Below are 17,895 nucleotides of genomic sequence, written 5' to 3'. Positions count from 1 at the left end.
GTGTCAGAGATCTCCTCGCCGCGCCCTGAGGCGCGCGTCGCCCGCCGTCCTACAGTGATCGGGTGAGTGAGCAGCGGAGGCAGGAAGAGCGCCGGGTCGTCATCGCGGGCGCGGGGATGGCCGGGGTGCAGACCGCCGTGGCTCTGCGCGAGCAAGGGTTCGCCGGTGCGGTCACCCTGATCGGCGCGGAACCCCACCAGCCGTACGACAGGCCGCCGCTGTCCAAGGCCGTGCTGCTCGGCAAGGCGGAGGGCTCCGCCTTCGACATCGACTTCGAGGAGCTCGGTATCGAGCTGAGCCTGGGCCACGAGGTCACGGGCGTCCGTCCCGCGGACCACGAACTGGACACCGAGCGGGGCCCGGTCCCGTACGACGCCCTCGTCATCGCCACCGGCGCCGAGCCGGTCCTGCTGCCCGGCGCCTCCGGAGTCCCCGGTGTCCATCTGCTGCGCACCCTGGACGACGCCGAGCGGCTGCGGCCCGTGCTCGCCGAACAGCACCGCATCGTGGTCGTCGGCGCGGGCTGGATCGGCGCCGAGTTCGCGACCGCCGCACGCGAGGCGGGCTGCTCGGTGACCGTCGTCGAGGCCGCGGCACGACCGCTCGCCGGGGCGCTGCCCGCGGAGGTCGCGGCGCCCATGACGGCCTGGTACGCCGACGCCGGAGCCGAACTGCGCACCCACGCGCGCGTGGACCGCGTCGAGCCCGGCAGCGTCTTCCTTGCCGACGGCACCCGGCTGCCCGCGGACGCGGTCGTCGTCGGCATCGGCGCCCGCCCCGCCACGGGCTGGCTCGCGGACTCCGGCATCACCCTGGGCGCCCACCGGGAGATCGTCGCCGACGACCACCTGCGGACGTCCGAAGCCGATGTGTACGCGGTCGGCGACTGCTCCTCCTTCCCTTCGGGAAGGTATGGCGAGCGCCTCCTCGTCCACCACTGGGACAACGCCCTCCAGGGCCCGCGCACGGTGGCGGCCGACATCATCGGCGATACCCCTTCGGCGTACGACCCCGTCCCTTACTTCTGGTCCGAGCAGTTCGGCCGCTTCGTCCAGTACGCCGGGCACCACGCCTCCGCCGACGAGCTGGTGTGGCGCGGCGACCCCTCGGGCGCTGCCTGGACCGTGTGCTGGCTCCGGCGGGGCGCCCTGGTGGCCGTCCTCGCGGTGGGCCGCCCCAGGGACCTGGCACAGGGCCGCAAGCTGATCGAGGCGGGCGCCCACCTCTCCGCCGAGCTGGCCTCGGACCCCGCGGTGCCTCTGAAGAAGGCCGTGCTGCCGTAGCGGAGGGGGCGCTGCCCGGCCGCTGTCGGTGCCCGGAGATACGCTTGACCCCGTGACCGAGATTGACGCAAAGACTGATGCTCTCGTCCCCGAGTGGCTGCACCTTCCCGACATCGCAGAAATGCTCGACGTCGAGGTGACGCGTGTGCGCCAGCTGGTCAAGGAGGGCCAGCTGATCGCCGTACGCCGTGGTGAGAACCGCGCGCTCCAGGTGCCGGCCGCCTTCATCGACGGCGACAAGATCGTCAAGGGCCTCACCGGCACCCTGACGCTCCTGAGGGACGACGGCTTCAACGACGAAGAGATGCTGGAGTGGCTCTTCACTCCCGACCCGACCCTGCCCGGCACCCCCGCGCAGGCCCTGAGCGAGAATCGCGGCACGGAGGTGAAGCGCCGCGCCCAGGCGCTCGCCGTCTGACCGACACGGAAAACCGTTGTGCACGGCCGCGCGTCCCTCAGGGTTCGCGCGGCCCGTGTACCACCGACGACGACCGGGGGGACCTCTTCATGGCCACCAAGCCTGCCCGCGAGCAGCTCGCCGACGCCCGCCTCTACCTGTGTGTGGACGCCCGCAAGCGCCAGGGAGACCTCCCCGAGTTCCTCGACGCCGTCCTCGGCGGCGGCGTCGACATCGTGCAGCTGCGGGACAAGGGCATGGAGGCGGCCGAGGAGCTCGAACACCTCCAGGTCTTCGCCGACGCCGCCCGCCGGCACGGCAAGCTCCTCGCGGTGAACGACCGCGCGGACATCGCGCACGCCATCGGCGCCGACGTGCTGCACCTGGGCCAGGGCGACCTGCCCGTGCCCGCCGCCCGCGCGATCCTCGGCGGCCGTGACGACGTCCTCATCGGCCGGTCCACGCACGCCGACACCGAGGCGGCCGCGGCGGCGACGCAGGACGGCGTGGACTACTTCTGCACGGGTCCCTGCTGGCCGACCCCCACCAAGCCGGGCCGGCACGCCCCCGGTCTCGACCTCGTCCGGTACACGGCCTCGCTCGGCACGGACCGCCCGTGGTTCGCCATCGGCGGCATCGACGCGGGCAACCTCGACGAGGTGCTCGAAGCGGGCGCCCGCCGCGTCGTCGTCGTACGGGCGATCACGGAGGCGGACGACCCGGCCGCCGCGGCGGCCGACTTCGCGAAGCGGCTGCGTACGGCCTGATCGGCGATCTTCGGCCAACCTTCGGGGAGGCTGTCCGCAGGGTGGACGGGGATTGGCCGGTAGCGGTGCCCCCTGGCTAACCTGCCCGTATGGCCCTAGGCACTGCTTCCACCAGAACTGATCGTGCACGCACCGTGCGCGACATGCTCGCGACCGGCAAGACGACGTACTCGTTCGAGTTCTCGGCGCCGAAGACCCCGAAGGGCGAGCGGAACCTGTGGAACGCCCTGCGCCGGGTCGAGGCGGTGGCCCCCAGCTTCGTCTCCGTGACGTACGGAGCGGGCGGCTCCACGCGGGCGGGCACGGTCAAGGAGACGCAGCAGATCGTCGCCGACTCGACGCTCACGCCGGTCGCCCACCTGACCGCGGTCGACCACTCCGTGGCCGAGCTGCGCAACATCATCGGGCAGTACGCGGACGCCGGCATCAGGAACATGCTCGCGGTCCGCGGCGACCCGCCCGGCGACCCCCTCGCCGACTGGGTCAAGCACCCCGAGGGCCTCACCTACACCGCCGAACTGGTCCAGCTGATCAAGGAGTCGGGCGACTTCTGCGTGGGCGTCGCGGCCTTCCCCGCGATGCATCCCCGCTCGGAGGACTGGGACACCGACGTCCGGCACTTCGTGGACAAGTGCCGCGCCGGCGCCGACTACGCGATCACACAGATGTTCTTCTACCCGGAGGAGTATCTGCGCCTTCGCGACCGGGTCGAGGCCGCGGGCTGTTCGACGCCGATCATCCCGGAGATCATGCCGGTCACGAACGTGCGCATGCTGGAGCGGCTGCCCCAGCTCAGCAACGCTTCCTTCCCGCCGGCGCTCAAAGAGCGCATCCTCACAGCCAAAGACGATCCGGCGGCTGTACGCTCCATTGGCATCGAGTTCGCGACGGAGTTCTGCGCACGTCTCCTTGCCGAGGGTGTGCCGGGGTTGCACTTCATCACGCTCAACAACTCCACGGCGACGCTGGAAATCTACGAGAATCTGGGTCTGCATCACCCGCAGGCCTGACCGGCTGTACCCCTCGGGCAGCGGCCGGGGGGAGAGGGGCGTACATGGGCTGGACGGTCCTCTACATCGCGTTCGGATGCGTCGCGCTGTGGCTGCTCGGCGAGGTGCTGCTGCAGTACAAGGCGCGGCTGCGCTGGCGGCTGCTCGCCTTCGGCGGCTTCCTCGGCGTGGTCATCGGCGTGCTGCTGCCGTCGGTGGTGGTCATCGGCGCCGGAGCGATCGCCTTCGCCACGGGCCAGACGTACGTGACGCTGTCCTTCCGCCGCGGCTTCTCGACCGGCTGGGCGCTCGGCGGCCAGCCCGGCCTCAGCAAGCGCCGCAAGACGACGCCGCGGGGCGCCGAGGCCTCTCAGGACCCGACGCTCCAGGTCTCCGACCTCGAGTACGAGGATGCGGGCCCGGCAGGGCCGCCGCCCGAGGCCCCGCCCGGCGTCGGGGTCTACGCGCCGGAGCCGCTGCCCGACGACACCGGGCAGTACGGCATCTACAGCGACGCGGCGTACGCACAGCAGCAGTCGGCCTCCGAGGACAGCGGCTACGGCTACGACACGTACGCCGCCGCGGGTTACGACCCCCAGCAGCCGTACGCGTACGGCGAGACGGGGCAGCAGCAGTACGCCGCGTACTCCGACCCGTACATCGGGACGCAGACGTACGGCGGCCAGCAGAGCTACGACACCTACGGCGACCAGCAGCAGTACGCGCCCTACCCCGCGGCCGATCCCTACGGCAGCGGGGCCGGGGCGTACAACGAGACGCCGCCCGGCGGAGTCTGGGTGCCCCAGCAGCGCAGCGTCGATGATCCCTACGGCCAGTACGGCGGCGAACTCCCGCCGGAGCAGCCGTACCCCTACCAGGGCGAGCAGGCCCAGGGGTACGGATACGACGCGGGGTACAACGAGCAGTACCGCTACTGATCCAGAGGCTCGCTCACTGCGAGCCCCGGAACTCCGGTCCCTCCACGATCAGTCCGGCGACCAGCGTGCCGGACATGCCCGCGTGCGGAAGACCGCCGCCGGGATGCGACCAGCCGCCGACCGCGAACAGCCCCGGCAGACGTGTGCTGTTGGCCGGGTGGAGCAGGCGGCCCTCTCCCGCGGCGAGGGACGGGGGCGGGACCGCGCCACCGTCCGCGCCGGTGGCCTCCGCGATGTCGGCGGGGGTGCGGACCTCGTGCCACAGGAGCCGGTCCCGGAGGCCGGGCAGCACGGCCTCGGCACGGTCGAGCAACCGCTCCACGTCCGCTTCGGAGACCTCCGTGTGCGCGGGCACGGTCACCGTCAGCGTGGCCGCCTCGTGCCCGGCGTCGGGGGTGAGCGCCGGGTCGTCGGGGCGCAGCACCGTGAGGGTGGGCGCGGTGGGCACCCCGGGGCGGTCGCCGAAGAGCCGGTCGAGCTCGTCCTGGCGGTCGGGGGTGTGCAGGACCGTCCGATGAGGTGTGCCGTCCGGTCGCGTGCCGCTCAGGGCGAGGAAGACCATCAGACGGCTCGGCAGTCCGGAACGGGGCTGCACCTCACCCTCCGACCGTATGTTCAGACCGGAGCCGCCGGGTATGCCGGACACACCGGACAGCAAGCCGTCGAGTGCGCCGGGCGTGACACCGGCGACCACGAAGTCCGCCTCCCGCGCCGTCCCGTCGGCGAGTTCGACACCCGCCGCGCGTCCGTCCTTCTCGACGATCCGGGTGACGGGGGAGTCGAACGCGAACTCGACCCGCCGGGCGAGGCACCGCTCGTACACGGCCCGGGCGAGCGCGCGCATCCCGCCGCGCACGGACCACGCGCCGAAGGTGTGCTCGAGGTAGGGCAGGACGGCCGCGCTCGCCGGCGTCGCCCGGGGGTCGAGGCCGCACGCGAGGGCGTACTGCTCCAGGAGCGCCAGGAGCCGTGCGTCGCCGCCCAGTTCGAGTTCACCGACTTCGGTGAGGGTCCTCGCGCGCCGCTCGCGCCGCAGGAGGCGCTTGTGCGGCACCGAGGGGTAGGGCTCGCGCTCGGCGAGGACCTGCCAGTTCGGCCAGAGCGGCTCTTCCAGGAGCGGGCGCCGGGTGCGGTCCCAGGCCTCACGGGCGCGGTTCATGTACGCCGACCAGAGGGCGCCCGCGCCGCTGCCGAGCGCCGCGTCGAGGGCATCGCCGACGCCCGCGCGCGAGGCGTTCGGCAGATCGGCGGTCGTGCCGTCCGCGAAGACGTGCCGCACGGCGGGCTCCACCTGGGACAGCTCGACGCACTTCTCCAGCGGTTCCTTGCCCGTCTTGACGAACAGGTCGCGATAGACGGCGGGGAGCTGGAGGAGGGTCGGCCCCGTGTCGAAGGCGAAGCCGTCCCGCTCGACGCTGCCGAGAGCGCCGCCGTACGTCCCCGACCGCTCGTGGACCACCACCCGGTGGCCCGCGACGGCCAGCCGGGCCGCGGCCGCCATCGCGCCCATCCCGGCGCCGATCACCACAATCCGTGCCATGCCAGGGACTTTATCGGCCACCACTGACAGTCACGCCGGGAGCCCTCAGTCCGGCGGCCGTCCCGCGTGCGCCGCCAGCCGTTTCTCCTCGCGCCGCTGCGCCCTGCGCCGCAGGAACCGCCGGATCCGCGAGATGAGGAAGTACAACAGGATCAGGCCGAGCACCAGCAGCACGGCCGCGATGATCGCCGCCGCCTCCGGATGGAACATCGCGAAGGTGACGATCCCGCCGACGCCGAGATCCTCCGCCGTGCTCACGATGACGTTGCTGAACGGCTCCGGCGATGTGTTGATCGCCATCCGCGTCCCGGCCTTCACGAAGTGGCTCGCCAGCGCCGTCGATCCGCCCACCGCGCCCGCCGCCAGGTCGGGCAGCGAACCGCTCTGCCCGGCGAGCAGCGCACCCACCACCGCGCCGGACACCGGCCGGATCACGGTGTGCGCCGTGTCCCACACCGAATCGACGTAAGGGATCTTGTCGGCGACGGCCTCGCAGGCGAAGAGGACCCCGGCGACGATCAGCACATCAGGACGCTGCAGCGACTCGGGCACCTCGTCGGAGATCCCGGTCGCGCCGAAGACACCGAGCAGCAGGACCACCGCGTACGCGTTGATCCCGCTCGCCCAGCCGCTGGTGAAGACCAGGGGGAGTACGGACACGGACGCGATCGTAACCAGTCGGGAACGTCATGGCCTGGGGTTGAGCACCCAGGTCTGAGTATCCGTACCTAGTAATGGAGATGAGTACCAGCACGGATGGGTCCCGACCTGCGAAGACGGAAGAGTGAGGGACACGGAGAAGGGCGCAGCGCCCGTACCGCCGACACGGGGCGGCGGAACGGCGCGGCGCCCTTGGCCGCTCCTCCCACCCCGCCGAAGGTGGGAGTGAGACACGGGGAGACGGGCGGCCGCTCGGGAATGACCACCCGAGGGGCCGAACGGGGGGCTGCGGGGGAACGCAAGAAGGCGCCGGGCCGGTGCCACCTGGAGATCAGGTGGCACCGGCCCGGCGCTTCTTGCGTGTGGGGCTCGTGGGCGGATCAGCGGCCGCCGCTCACCCGGCCCTGCAGCAGGCGCGAGAGCGCGGAGTGCACGTCATCGAGGGAGCGCTCCGGCTGGAAGGCCTGCCAGTCGAGCGCTGCCACCAGGACCATCCCGACGAGCGCGGCGGCCGTCAGGGGGATGTCGATCTCCTCGCTGAGCTCGCCGTTCTCCACGCCCGCGCGCAGGACGTCCTCGACGACGGCGACCGCCTGCTGCCTGACCACCATCAGGGTGGACTGCCAGGCGCGGTTGGTGCGCCACAGCTCGGCGACGTACAGCTGGGTGAAGGCCGGATAGCGGTCGATGAAGACCAGGCCCGCCCGGATCATCGCGTCCAGCGCGTCGACCTGGCTGCCGCCGCCCCCCGCCGCCTTCTCGGACGCCTCCTTCAGGGAGGCGGTCAGCAGGCCCACGCCGTGCCGCAGCAGCTCTTCGAAGAGGACCGACTTGCTTGCGAAGTTGTAGTAGACCGTGCCCTTCGCGACCCCGGCCCGCTCGGCGATCTCGTCGACCGTGGTGGCCGAGAAGCCCTGCTCCGCGATGAGGGTGACGGCCGCTTCGTAGAGCTTCTGCCGGGTGGCCTCACGCCGGGTGCTGGTTGCGCTGCTGTCCATGGGCCTGATTCTCACAGGTCTCGGCGCCCGCACAGGCGCGGTTGCGGGTCTCACAGGGTCAGCTCCGGGTGCAGACGGTCCAGGGTCCACACCTGCTTCTGGCGCGCGGAGAGCGCGGTGAGCGCCAGGGCGCCCGCCGTGAAGGCCGTGAGGACCACGCACGCCTGCCAGACGGGGCCGAGCCCGCCGCCCGTGATGAGCCTCCGTAGGGCGTCGACGACGTAACTCATCGGCAAGAAGGGGTGGATCCAGCTGAAGAAGGACGGACTCGTCTGGACGGGGTACGTGCCGCCGGCCGAGGTCAGCTGGAGCATCAGGGCCGCGAGGACGAGGATCCGCCCGGCCGCCCCGAAGCGCGCGTTCAGCCACTGCACGATCGCCGCGAAGCAGCACGTCACCAGGGAGAGGAAGCCCAGCGTCCCGGCGGCCCGCGCCATCTGCAGGCCAAGTCCCCAGTGCAGGACCGACATCAGGGCCGCCGTCTGGAGCACCCCGAGTGCGGCGACCGGCAGCCAGCCCGCGAACGCGATCCGCCAGGCGGAGGCGCCCGCGGCGAGCGCGCGCCGGTTGAGCGGCTGGATCAGCATGTACGCCACCATCGCGCCGACCCACAGGGACAGCGGGATGAAGTACGGGGCGAAGCCCGTGCCGTAGTTGGGCGCCTTGTGCATCGACTGGGAGGCGAGCTGCACCGGGTCGGCCATGACGTCGGTGCGCTGGTCGCGGTCCTGCTCGTCGTAGTCGGGGATCTTCTTGACGCCGTCGTGCAGCCCGCCGGACAGCTTCTCGGAGCCGTCGGCCAGCTTGAACAGGCCGCCCTTGAGGTCGGTCGCACCCGTCGTGAGCTTGCCGACGCCCGTGTCGAGGTCCGTGGCGCCGGTCTTGGCGGTGCCCAGACCCGTGTGCAGCTTCTTGGCGCCGTCGGCGACCTTGCCCGCGCCCGTGTTGAGGTCGTTGATCTGGGTGACGGCCTTGTCCAGGTCCTCGTCGAGGTGTGGTGCGCGTTCGGCGAGTGCCCGGGACTGCTTCTGCAGCGAGGCGAGGTGCTTGTCGAGCTTCTTGACGTCGCTGTTCTGGTCCGTGACCACGGTGTTGATGTCGTCCGCGATGGTCGACACGTTCTCCGCGGCCGTCTTGGCCTTCTTGATCTGCGGGCAGGCCGGGTCGGGGACCGGGAGGTTCTCGCAGCGCTGCGTGTAGAGGCCGCCGATGGTCTCGGACGCCTTCTTGGCGCCGACGGCCGCCCCCGGGGCGCGCTCGACCCAGGTGTCCAGGTTGCCGCGCAGGGCCTTGGAGGAGTCGGCGACGAGCTGGGCCGTGTCCCCGATGGTCTTGCCGTTGTCCTTCAGGTAGGGCCGCACCGTGTCCGCGGTGCCGTTGACCTTGTCGGCCAGCTTCTGGGTGCCGTCCGAGACCTTCTTCGAGCCGGTCTCCAGCTTGCCGGCGGCCTTGTCGAGCTTCTTGACGCCGCCGGCCAGGTCACTGCTGCCGTTCTTGGCGTCCTTGAGGCCGGTCGCGAGCTTCTTCGAGCCCTTCTTGGCCTCGCCGATGCCGCTGTCGAGCTTGTCGGCGCCCTTGGCGGCCTTCTCGGTCTCCCCGTGGATGTCGGAGAACGAGATGAAGATCTTGTCGAGGAAGGAGCGCGAGGCCTTGGTGGAGGCCGCGGTGCGCACTTCGGAGAAGACCGTCCGGGAGATCTGCCCGACGATGTAGTTGTTGGCGTCGTTCGTCCGGACCTGCAGAGCGCTCGTCCGCGGGGAGTCGCCCGAACTCGACGCGACACGCTTGCTGAAGTCGGACGGCATCGTCAGGGAGAGGTAGTACGTCCCGTCCTCGACGCCCTTGCGCGCCTCGGCGGAGTTCACCTCGTGCCAGTCGAAGGTCTTGCTGTCCTCGAGCTTGTCGACGATGCCGTCGCCCACCGCGAGCTTCTTGCCCGCGGCCGTGGCGCCCTTGTCGTCGTTGACGAGCGCCACGGGTATGCGGTCGAGACGGCCGTACGGGTCCCAGAACGAGCAGAGGTACAGCGCGCCGTACAGCAGGGGCAGCAACAGGAGAGCGACCAGCGCCATGCGCGGCAGTTTCCCCCTGCCGAAGCGCCTGAGCTCAAGCGCGGCCAGCTTCGGCGAGCGCATCCGCCGTCTCCTTGTCGTTGTCGTTGCTGCGGTCGGTGGACACGGCGATCGCGTCCTCGGGTGCTTCGTTGCACACGGCCACGACGGTCGTGCCGCTCTTGGTGAGGGACCTCAACAGGGCCCAGGCCTCGCCGCGTTCGGCGTCCGACAGCTTGAGGTCGACGTCGTCGACGCCGAGCAGCCGGGGCCGCCCCATCAGGGCCAGGGCCACGGAGAGCCGCAGCACCTCGAGGCGCTCCAGATCGCGTACGGAGGTGCGGCGGCCCTTGGGCAGTGACTCCACGTCGAGCCCGGCGGCGGCCAGCGCCGTGTCGATCCGCTGCCGGGCCTCGGTCGCCCGCTCGGCGCGCGGCCTCAGCAGCCCCCGCAGCGAGCCACCGAACCGCCGCTCCAGAAGCGCCCGTTCGTGCAGATGCTCGGCCACGGTCAGCGCCGGATCGAGGTCCGTCACTCCGGGTACGGGCCCGAGCGCGCTGATCCGGCGGACCGCCGCGAGCTGTTTGGGCAGCCGGAAGCCCCCCACGGCGGCCTCGCCCTCCGTGGGGCGCATCCGTCCGGTGAGTGCGAGCAGCAGACAGGTCCGGCCCGACCCGGAAGCCCCCTCGATCGCGATCAGCGACCCCGGCCCGGCCTCGACTCCGGCCCCGCGGAACGCCCAGCCCCGCGGTCCCTTGAGCCCGAACTCCCGCGCTGTGACGGCGGCTCCCCGCGCGCCGTCGTTCGGCCCGTCCACAGTTCCCCCTCGCACCCACCTTTTGAACTGACTGGTCAGTGCAAAAACTAACGCGAACCGGCGTTCGAGGCAAAAGCGCAGGTCAGAGCCGATTGTCAGTGGCGTACTACACGATGTGCACATACGGCCACATAGCCGTTACGCGACGACAGGAGGTTCGTCATGGCCAGCACGTCCGCAGCAGCCGCACGTCGGCACCGCCCCGTCGGCCCTGCCCCCGTAGCGACCGGCCCCGCGAGCGACGTCCACCCCGTCCTGCGCAGGGCCACGGCCCCGCCCGCCGCACTCGAACTGCTCGCCCAGGCCCGCGCCGGCATCGACGAGGCCGCGCACCTGGAGACTCCGAACGAGCGCTACTCCACCGCCCACCTCGCCGCCCTGCGCACCGCGGCCGCCGTCCTCGCCGCCCGCGGGCGGCCCGAGACGACGGCGCGACGCAGGCAGCGGATCCGGAGCGCCTGGGAAGTGCTCCCCGAGATAGCGCCCGAACTGACCGAGTGGAGCGCCCTGTTCGCCTCCGGCGCGGCACGCAGGGCGCGCGCCGAGGCGGGCATACAGGGCGCCGCCACCGTCCGGGACGCGGATGACTTGCTGCGTGACGTAGCGATGTTCCTACGCCTCGTCGAGCGGATGCTGGTGCTCCAGCCCGTGCTGCCCCAGCCCAGGCAGGAGCCGCCGGACGCCGGCCGAGACGGGTGACGGGGCAGTCGGCCGAAGGCAATAGGGTGGGAGCGCCCGCACCCTCCTGACTGCCGCACGAGCAGGCGGAGGGAACCCCCCTAGCTCCGCCGCGGACCTGCGGCGGACGCGCCGAGGAGTCAACTGCCGTGTCGGACCCGATGCGCCCCCGCGCTTCTCTCCGTACCGCCGTGGTCTGGGAGGTCCTCAAGGACGCTCTCGACCGCCGGGTCAAGGCCACGGGCCGGGAGTCACACTCCCTCGACGTGCTCGACACCGGAGGCGGCAGCGGAAACTTCGCCGTGCCCGTCGCCCGCCTCGGACACCGCGTCACCGTCGTCGACCCCAGCCCGAACGCCCTCTTCGCGCTCGAGCGCCGGGCCGCCGAGGCGGGCGTCGCCGACCGGGTGCGGGGCGTCCAGGGCGACGTACACGGCCTCTTCGACGTCGTGGAGCGCGCCGGGTTCGACGCCGTCCTGTGCCACGGCGTCCTGGAGTACGTGGACGACCCCGCCGAGGGCGTGCGCAACGCGGTCAGCGCGCTGCGCCCCTCCGGCACCCTCAGCCTGCTCGCCGCGGGACTCGGCGGCGCCGTGCTCGCCAGGGCGCTCGCCGGGCACTTCACCGAGGCCAGGCAGGCGCTGGGCGACCCGGCGGGACGCTGGGGCGACGGTGACCCCGTGCCCCGGCGCTTCACCGCCGAGCAGCTCACGGAGCTGGTCGAGGCCGCGGGCGTCAAGGTCGACGCCGTGCACGGGGTGCGGGTCTTCGCCGACCTGGTTCCCGGGGTTCTGGTGGACACCGAGCCCGGCGCCCTCGAGGCCCTGCTCAAGCTGGAAGCGGCCGCCGCCGAGCTCGCCGCCTTCCACTCGGTGGCCACCCAGCTGCATGTGCTCGGTGAGACCCGGGATGCCGACGAGACCTGATGTCCGGCCCCGCTGCCCGCTGATCAGCGACGCAGCGGCACATGGAGTACGGCACATACCCCCCGAACGGGCTATGGGCGCCGTATGATCGAGGCAGACCGTCCGGCATGCCGGACCGGCCGCTGGGGAATGCACGCTTCAGCGAGCCGGAGCGGCAGGGTGGTCCGGTTTGGCGAAGTTGGCGCAGAGGGGCGGGTTTCACGGGGGCGATTCCCTGCCTATCCTGAAGGGGACCCCCGGTCGCCCCGGCGACTGCACGATGAGGAGGACTCCGTGCCGCTCTCGGAGCACGAGCAGCGCATGCTCGAGCAGATGGAGCGAGCGCTGTACGCCGAAGATCCCAAGTTCGCGACAGCGCTCGAGGGAAGCGGGCTGCGTACGTACACCCGGCGACGGGTCTACCAAGCGGTCGCGGGCTTCCTTGTGGGTATCGCCCTTCTCATGGCCGGAATGGTCGCCCAGCAGATCTGGGTGAGCGTGGTGGGATTCCTCGTCATGCTGGGATGTGCGGTGCTCGCCGTCACCGGATGGCGCAAAGCGCCCAAGCCGGGTGAACAGCCGGCCGCCGGCACGCCCACGGCACCGGGCGGCGCCCCGGCTGCCCGTCGGCAGACCCGGCAGCGAAAGTCGATGATGGACCGGATCGAGCAGCGGTGGCAGCGCCGCCGTGACGAACAGGGCCAATGAGTTCTTGGCTTTTCCGCAGCGCTTGGCCTCTCAGCAGTTCTTGGCTTTTCCGCAGTGCTTGCTCTTCAGCAATGTGTAAGGGGCGACCGCCCAGGCGGTCGCCCCTTACACATGCGCTCTAGCCCTGCTGCTGCGAAGGCCTCCGCAGTGCCGTCCACCGCTTGGTGATCCGCTCGGACCACCGCTCCTTGGCCGCCGTCCAGCGGTCCGAGACCGCCCACACCACTCGGGCGGCCGAACGCGGCGCGAGCGTCGCCCGCAGCCGGGCCGGACGGCTCACGCCGGCCCGCAGACCGTCGGACACCCGGTGCACGTCGTCGGTCAGGCCGGCCACCGGCTGCGGCCGTGGCGCGTAGAGCACCTGCTCGACCGCGGCCGCCAGGCGATGGACGGACTGGGCGGGCGCCGCGGCGAGCTGCCCGATACGTACGATCCGGGCCGCCGCCTTGCGCGGGGTCTGCGAATCGTCCGGCGTGATCCCGTGGTCCCAGGCCGTGTCGGTCACCTCAAGCCACGCGGCGAGAGTCCGCGCGGCCGCGTCCGCATCCGTACGGCCCGTCGAGCCGAGGCGGACCGCCCGGATCCGCTTGCGCCACAGCATCGGCAGCAAGGGCAGCCCGAGGACCGCCAGCGCTCCCAGCGCCACGGCCACGATCAAGCCGATCGGCGGTCCATCGCCACCCGAACCGCCCGCGATCGCCGGCGCCGTGCTCGCGCAGCCGCCCTGCTTCTGCTGGTCGGGCGGGCAACTCGCGGAGGCCGATGGCTCGTCGGGCGGCGCCGCCGACGAGCTCGACTCGGGCGCCGCCGGGTCGCTCGCACCGTCGGACGGGGTGTCCGGGCGCGTGTAGTCCGGCACCGTGCCGCGGTTCGGGGTCGGTTCGAAGCGGGTCCAGCCCACGCCCTCGAAGTACAGCTCGGGCCAGGCGTGCGCGTCCCGCAGACCGACCGACATCGAACCGTCCGCCTGCGCGGCGCCGGGCGTGAAGCCCACCGCGACGCGCGCCGGGATGTCCAGCGTCCGCGCCATGGAGGCCATCGCGAACGAGAAGTGGACGCAGAAGCCTTCCTTCTGCTCCAGGAAGCGGGCGATCGCCGCCGGGCCGCTGCCCGCCCGCACCTGCGTGTTGTACGTGAAGCCGCCCTCCGAGGCGAACCAGTCCTGGAGCTCGACCGCCTTCTCGTAGTCGTTCGACGAACCCTTGGTGATCTTGCGGGCCTCGGAGGCCACCACGGGCGGCAGGGAGCCGGGCACCTTGGTGAACTCGTCCGCGATCTGCTTGGGCGGCTCGGAGGCGTTCGCCAACTGCTCGGCCGTGGGCTCCACGATGAGGCTCTTGACCCCGTACTGCGCGCCGCGCGTCGTCTGCCCGCGATCACCCACCAGAGCGCGCCCCACCGGCTCGTACCGCCAGCGGCCGTTGATCTTCACTTCGCTCGCCGGGTAGGGCATCGGCAGCCAGTTCTGCGCGTAGCTGTCGGCGGCCGAGATGTTCGTCTGGATCTCGCTCCTGCGGACGTCGGGGTAGAGCCCCGGCGGGTCCTCCAGACGCGGCGGTACGTCCTCGATGCTCCGGACCGTGGTCTTCCAGGTGGTGCCGTCGAACTGGTCGAGGGAGACGATCCGCAGATAGAGGTTCTCGGTCTCCTTGGCGTTCGTCTTGTACGAGATGACCTCGCGGTCGTCCGGTTCGTTCAGGCTGTCCTGGAGGGCGACCAGCGGATTCACCGCGGAGATCGTGCCGCCACCGCCGGTACCGGAGCCTCCGCCGCCGCCGGTACCGTCCAGGAGCCCGCCGTCCAGGGCGGGCAGCGCGAGCGGCACCACCAGGGCGATGCCCAGGGCCACCGCGCCGATGCGCCGCCCCGTGCGGACCGGCGCGATCGCACCGCTGTCGGTCTCCAGGCCCCCGGAGATCCGGCCGGGAGCGCGCGCCGCACCCCCGAAGACCCGCCCCCACTGGGAGAGCCTGTCCCGGCCCTCGGCCAGGAGCAGCAGCAGATAGCCGGCGGCCGCGAGCAGGAACCACAGCCAGCCTGCCCCGTCCCCGGAGAGCCCCGCGGCGACCGAGTACAGCGCGAGCAGCGGCAACCCCGCGGGCGCCGCCGTACGGAACGTCACCGCGAGCGCGTCCACCGCGAGGCCGATCACCAGGACGCCGCCGACCAGCATGAGTCGGATGCCGTCACTGAGCGGCGCCGGAATCGCGTACTGCCCGACGTCGTTGCCGCCCGCCTCGAGCAGCAGCCCGAACTCCCGGAACACGTCGGGGCCCGGAAGCACCCCGCCGATCGCCTGCTCACGGGCGAACACCAGGGTCAGCAACAGCAGCGTCACCAGGGCCTGCACCGCGACCGTGACCGGCCGGGCCAGCGGGACCCTTCGGGTGAGCGCGCCCACGCCGCTCTGCAGCGCCAGCAGGATCGCCGCCTGGACGAACCACGTCGCCGGATCGACGAGCGGCAGCAGCGCCCCCGATGCCATCAGCGTGGCCGCCGTGGCACAGAGCGCGAGTCGCGCGCGCCCACTCATGAACGTCCCCCTGTTGTCGTGCCTGTGGTCCTGCCGGACGGGCCGCCGCTCATCCCCGGCCCCCGGTTCATCCCCAGCCCCCGGTGGTCGTCCCCGCGGCGGGAGCCGGTCCCGTGCTCGCCCGCAGATGGTCCGCCTGGCGCCACAGGTCCACCAGAGCGACCCCGGGAGGCACCGCCACGGCCGTCCAACCGGCCTCGCGCAGCATCCGGATCCGCTCGTCGCCGGGGCCCGGAGGAGCGCCTCCGGGGCCCTGCGCCCAGGCCGTGCTGTCCAGGACGAAGGCGACGGCTGCGCCGCTGCGCTGCCGCATCTTGGCGGCCACCGTCGCCTGCTCCTCGTCGAGGTCGCCGAGGAAGGCGATCAGCAGGCCCTCGTTGCCGCCCCGCAGCACGTCGTACGCGGGCGACAGCCCCGGGCCGTCCGAGTGGTCGATCACCGCGAGGGTGTCCATCATCAGTCCCGCCGCGTCCGCCGACTCCTGGCTCGCGCCCGCGAAACCGTCCGAGCCCTCACCGGGCACGGAGTTTCCGGTATCGGTCAACAGCCGTACCGAAAACCCCCGTTCGAGCATGTGCACCAGGGCGGACGCCGTGCCCGACACCGCCCACTCGAAGGCCGAGTCGGGCCCCGCGCCCCGGAAGGCGTGCGCCCGGGTGTCCAGGAGGACCGTGCAGCGGGCCCGCTGCGGCTGCTCCTCGCGGCGCACCATCAGCTCGCCGTAGCGGGCCGTGGAGCGCCAGTGGACGCGGCGCAGGTCGTCGCCGTGGCGGTAGCCCCGCGGGATCACGTCGTCCTCGCCCGCGAGGGCCAGCGAGCGGTGCCGCCCGTCGCCGTACCCCTTGGCCTCACCGGTGAGACGTACCGGAGGCAGCGCCTCCACCCGCGGGATGACCGTCAGGGTGTCGTACGTGGAGAAGGAGCGGGTCAGTTCGCACATCCCGAACGGGTCCGTCAGGCGGAGTTGCAGCGGGCCCAGCGGATAGCGCCCCCGCAGGTCCGAGCGGACGCGGTAGGACACCTCGCGGCGCCCCCCGGCCTCCACCCGGTCGAGCACGAACCGGGGCCGCGGCCCCAGGACGTAGGGCACCCGGTCCTGGAGCATCAGGAGGCCCGTGGGCAGCCTGGAGACGTTGTCCATCCGCAGATGGACGCGGGCCTCCGAACTGGCGGGCACGCGCGCGGGGGAGAGCCTACGGCTGCCCGCGACGCGGTAGCGGGTGCGGTAGAGCACCGTGGCGCACACCAGCGGCAGGACGGCGAGCAGCAGCCCGACCCGGAGCAGATCACTCTGTCCCAGGACGTACGCGCAGACGGCGGCGGCGACCCCGGCCGCCAGGAACGAACGCCCGCGCGTGGTCAGTCCCGCGAGCGCGGTCCGCAGCGCGCCCTTGCCCTCCTCGTCCTGCGCCGGCTGCGGCCCCCCGGCCGCCATCACAGCCTCCGTGCGCCGGGCGGCTGCTGGTTGAAGTAGCCGCTGTTCGGCTGGACGGCGGCCGGGACGGGTGTGCGCTGGAGGATCTCCAGGACGACCGATTCGGCCGTACGCCGGTTCAACTGGGCCTGGGCCGTGGGCAGCAGCCGGTGCGCGAGCACCGCGACGGCGAGGGCCTGGATGTCGTCCGGCAGGGCGAACTCCCGGCCGCTGAGCGCCGCGGACGCCTTGGCCGCGCGGAGCAGGTGCAGCGTCGCGCGCGGGGATGCCCCGAGTCTCAGGTCCGGGTGGTTGCGGGTAGCTCCCACCAGGTCCACGGCGTACCGCCGTACGGAGTCGGCGACGTGGACCGTGCGGACCGCGTCGATGAGCTTCACGATGTCGTGCGCGTGCGCCACCGGCTGGAGGTCGTCCAGCGGCGAGACGCCGCCGTGCACGTCCAGCATCTGCAGCTCGGCCTCCGCGTTCGGATAGCCGATCGAGACGCGCGCCATGAACCGGTCGCGCTGCGCCTCGGGCAGGGGGTAGGTCCCCTCCATCTCGACGGGGTTCTGCGTCGCCACCACCATGAAGGGGCTCGGCAGTTCGTAGGTCTGCCCGTCGATGGTGACCTGGCGCTCCTCCATGGACTCAAGGAGCGCGGACTGCGTCTTGGGGGACGCGCGGTTGATCTCGTCGCCGATCACGATCTGCGCGAAGATCGCGCCGGGCTTGAACTCGAAGTCCCGGCGCTGCTGGTCGAAGATGGACACACCTGTGATGTCCGACGGCAGCAGGTCGGGCGTGAACTGGATGCGCCGCACGGAGCAGTCGATGGACCGCGCCAGCGCCTTGGCGAGCATGGTCTTGCCCACGCCCGGTACATCCTCGATCAGCAGATGCCCCTCGGCGAGGAGCACGGTCAGCGAAAGCCGTACGACCTCTGGCTTGCCCTCGATCACACCCTCGACCGACCCGCGGACACGCTCCGCTGTGGCGGTCAGATCTGTGAGGCTCGCTCGATCGTCATAGGTCGTCACCCGGCCCTCCTCGGACACGTTCTCCGGGCCGACGCGTTTGTGTGCGGCCCGGCCCACCCCGAATCACGGACACCACGCGTGAATGGTTCAGCGTGGTGCCCCACCCCGCATTCTTGTTGGGCATACCGGGTTGTGTCACTCGCCCGTGGATAACTGGCGGCGATATGTCGGGTCTTA

At 71.9% G+C, this 17,895-nt stretch carries 16 protein-coding genes; 8 read left to right on the top strand and 8 right to left on the bottom strand.

All coding sequences use genetic code 11. The features are described from left to right. Positions 1-116 precede the first annotated feature (116 nt). The 5 genes from ACZ5WE_RS01890 to ACZ5WE_RS01870 all read left to right on the top strand — a co-directional run bounded on the left by ACZ5WE_RS01890 (position 117) and on the right by ACZ5WE_RS01870 (position 4,374). A complete protein-coding gene (locus ACZ5WE_RS01890; RefSeq protein ID WP_467690900.1) occupies positions 117-1,283 on the top strand; it encodes an NAD(P)/FAD-dependent oxidoreductase in 1,167 nt (388 codons plus the stop codon). 52 nt (positions 1,284-1,335) lie between these two features. Then, positions 1,336-1,701: an Rv2175c family DNA-binding protein gene (locus ACZ5WE_RS01885; RefSeq protein WP_160504555.1), complete on the top strand. Its 366-nt coding sequence runs from the start codon at positions 1,336-1,338 to the stop codon at positions 1,699-1,701. Between the two features lie 89 nt (positions 1,702-1,790). Continuing rightward, positions 1,791-2,447 carry a thiamine phosphate synthase gene (gene thiE, locus ACZ5WE_RS01880; RefSeq protein WP_467690390.1) on the top strand — a complete coding sequence of 219 codons (657 nt, stop codon included), beginning with the start codon at positions 1,791-1,793 and terminating at the stop codon, positions 2,445-2,447. 89 nt (positions 2,448-2,536) lie between these two features. Further along, positions 2,537-3,457: a methylenetetrahydrofolate reductase [NAD(P)H] gene (metF, locus tag ACZ5WE_RS01875; RefSeq protein WP_467690388.1), complete on the top strand. Its 921-nt coding sequence runs from the start codon at positions 2,537-2,539 to the stop codon at positions 3,455-3,457. Positions 3,458-3,501: 44 nt separating this feature from the next. After that, positions 3,502-4,374, top strand: coding sequence for a hypothetical protein (locus ACZ5WE_RS01870; protein ID WP_467690387.1), 873 nt, complete (start codon positions 3,502-3,504; stop codon positions 4,372-4,374). A 13-nt stretch (positions 4,375-4,387) separates the two neighbouring features. On the opposite strand, the gene ACZ5WE_RS01865 is transcribed toward ACZ5WE_RS01870, so the two are convergent. The 5 genes from ACZ5WE_RS01865 to ACZ5WE_RS01845 form a co-directional block, all read right to left on the bottom strand. Continuing rightward, complete coding sequence (locus ACZ5WE_RS01865; RefSeq protein WP_467690385.1) at positions 4,388-5,914, bottom strand: phytoene desaturase family protein; 1,527 nt, start codon at positions 5,912-5,914, stop codon at positions 4,388-4,390. Between the two features lie 45 nt (positions 5,915-5,959). After that, complete coding sequence (locus ACZ5WE_RS01860) at positions 5,960-6,574, bottom strand: DUF4126 domain-containing protein (RefSeq protein WP_467690384.1); 615 nt, start codon at positions 6,572-6,574, stop codon at positions 5,960-5,962. Positions 6,575-6,954: 380 nt separating this feature from the next. Beyond that, positions 6,955-7,572 (bottom strand): TetR/AcrR family transcriptional regulator, encoded by a 618-nt coding sequence (locus tag ACZ5WE_RS01855; protein ID WP_409057242.1) that lies wholly within the window; start codon positions 7,570-7,572, stop codon positions 6,955-6,957. Between the two features lie 50 nt (positions 7,573-7,622). Continuing rightward, entirely contained in the window at positions 7,623-9,707 is a 2,085-nt protein-coding gene (locus ACZ5WE_RS01850; protein WP_467689834.1) for a YhgE/Pip family protein, read from the bottom strand. Next, positions 9,679-10,440, bottom strand: a complete 762-nt coding sequence (locus ACZ5WE_RS01845; RefSeq protein ID WP_467689836.1) for an ATP-binding cassette domain-containing protein — start codon at positions 10,438-10,440, stop codon at positions 9,679-9,681. The genes ACZ5WE_RS01850 and ACZ5WE_RS01845 overlap by 29 nt, the downstream gene beginning before the upstream one ends. Positions 10,441-10,602: 162 nt before the next feature. On the opposite strand from ACZ5WE_RS01845, the gene ACZ5WE_RS01840 reads away from it, so the two are divergent. From ACZ5WE_RS01840 to ACZ5WE_RS01830, 3 genes are all read left to right on the top strand, one after another. Beyond that, a complete protein-coding gene (locus tag ACZ5WE_RS01840) occupies positions 10,603-11,139 on the top strand; it encodes an SAV_6107 family HEPN domain-containing protein (RefSeq protein WP_467689838.1) in 537 nt (178 codons plus the stop codon). A 128-nt stretch (positions 11,140-11,267) separates the two neighbouring features. Then, positions 11,268-12,044: a methyltransferase gene (locus ACZ5WE_RS01835; RefSeq protein WP_467689840.1), complete on the top strand. Its 777-nt coding sequence runs from the start codon at positions 11,268-11,270 to the stop codon at positions 12,042-12,044. Between the two features lie 273 nt (positions 12,045-12,317). Further along, positions 12,318-12,731 (top strand): DUF3040 domain-containing protein, encoded by a 414-nt coding sequence (locus tag ACZ5WE_RS01830; protein ID WP_467689842.1) that lies wholly within the window; start codon positions 12,318-12,320, stop codon positions 12,729-12,731. Positions 12,732-12,849: 118 nt separating this feature from the next. On the opposite strand, the gene ACZ5WE_RS01825 is transcribed toward ACZ5WE_RS01830, so the two are convergent. The 3 genes from ACZ5WE_RS01825 to ACZ5WE_RS01815 all read right to left on the bottom strand — a co-directional run bounded on the left by ACZ5WE_RS01825 (position 12,850) and on the right by ACZ5WE_RS01815 (position 17,718). Further along, positions 12,850-15,264, bottom strand: a complete 2,415-nt coding sequence (locus tag ACZ5WE_RS01825; protein WP_467689844.1) for a transglutaminase TgpA family protein — start codon at positions 15,262-15,264, stop codon at positions 12,850-12,852. A 67-nt stretch (positions 15,265-15,331) separates the two neighbouring features. Next, the gene (locus ACZ5WE_RS01820) at positions 15,332-16,699 is read right to left on the bottom strand and encodes a DUF58 domain-containing protein (RefSeq protein ID WP_467689846.1); all 1,368 of its coding nucleotides are present in this window, start codon (positions 16,697-16,699) and stop codon (positions 15,332-15,334) included. Next, positions 16,699-17,718: an AAA family ATPase gene (locus ACZ5WE_RS01815; RefSeq protein WP_467689847.1), complete on the bottom strand. Its 1,020-nt coding sequence runs from the start codon at positions 17,716-17,718 to the stop codon at positions 16,699-16,701. The genes ACZ5WE_RS01820 and ACZ5WE_RS01815 overlap by 1 nt, the downstream gene beginning before the upstream one ends. Between the last annotated feature and the right edge of the window lie 177 nt (positions 17,719-17,895).

The sequence above is a fragment of the Streptomyces sp. NPDC033180 genome, assembly GCF_055577645.1.
This window is presented reverse-complemented; position numbering and strand designations above follow the sequence as displayed.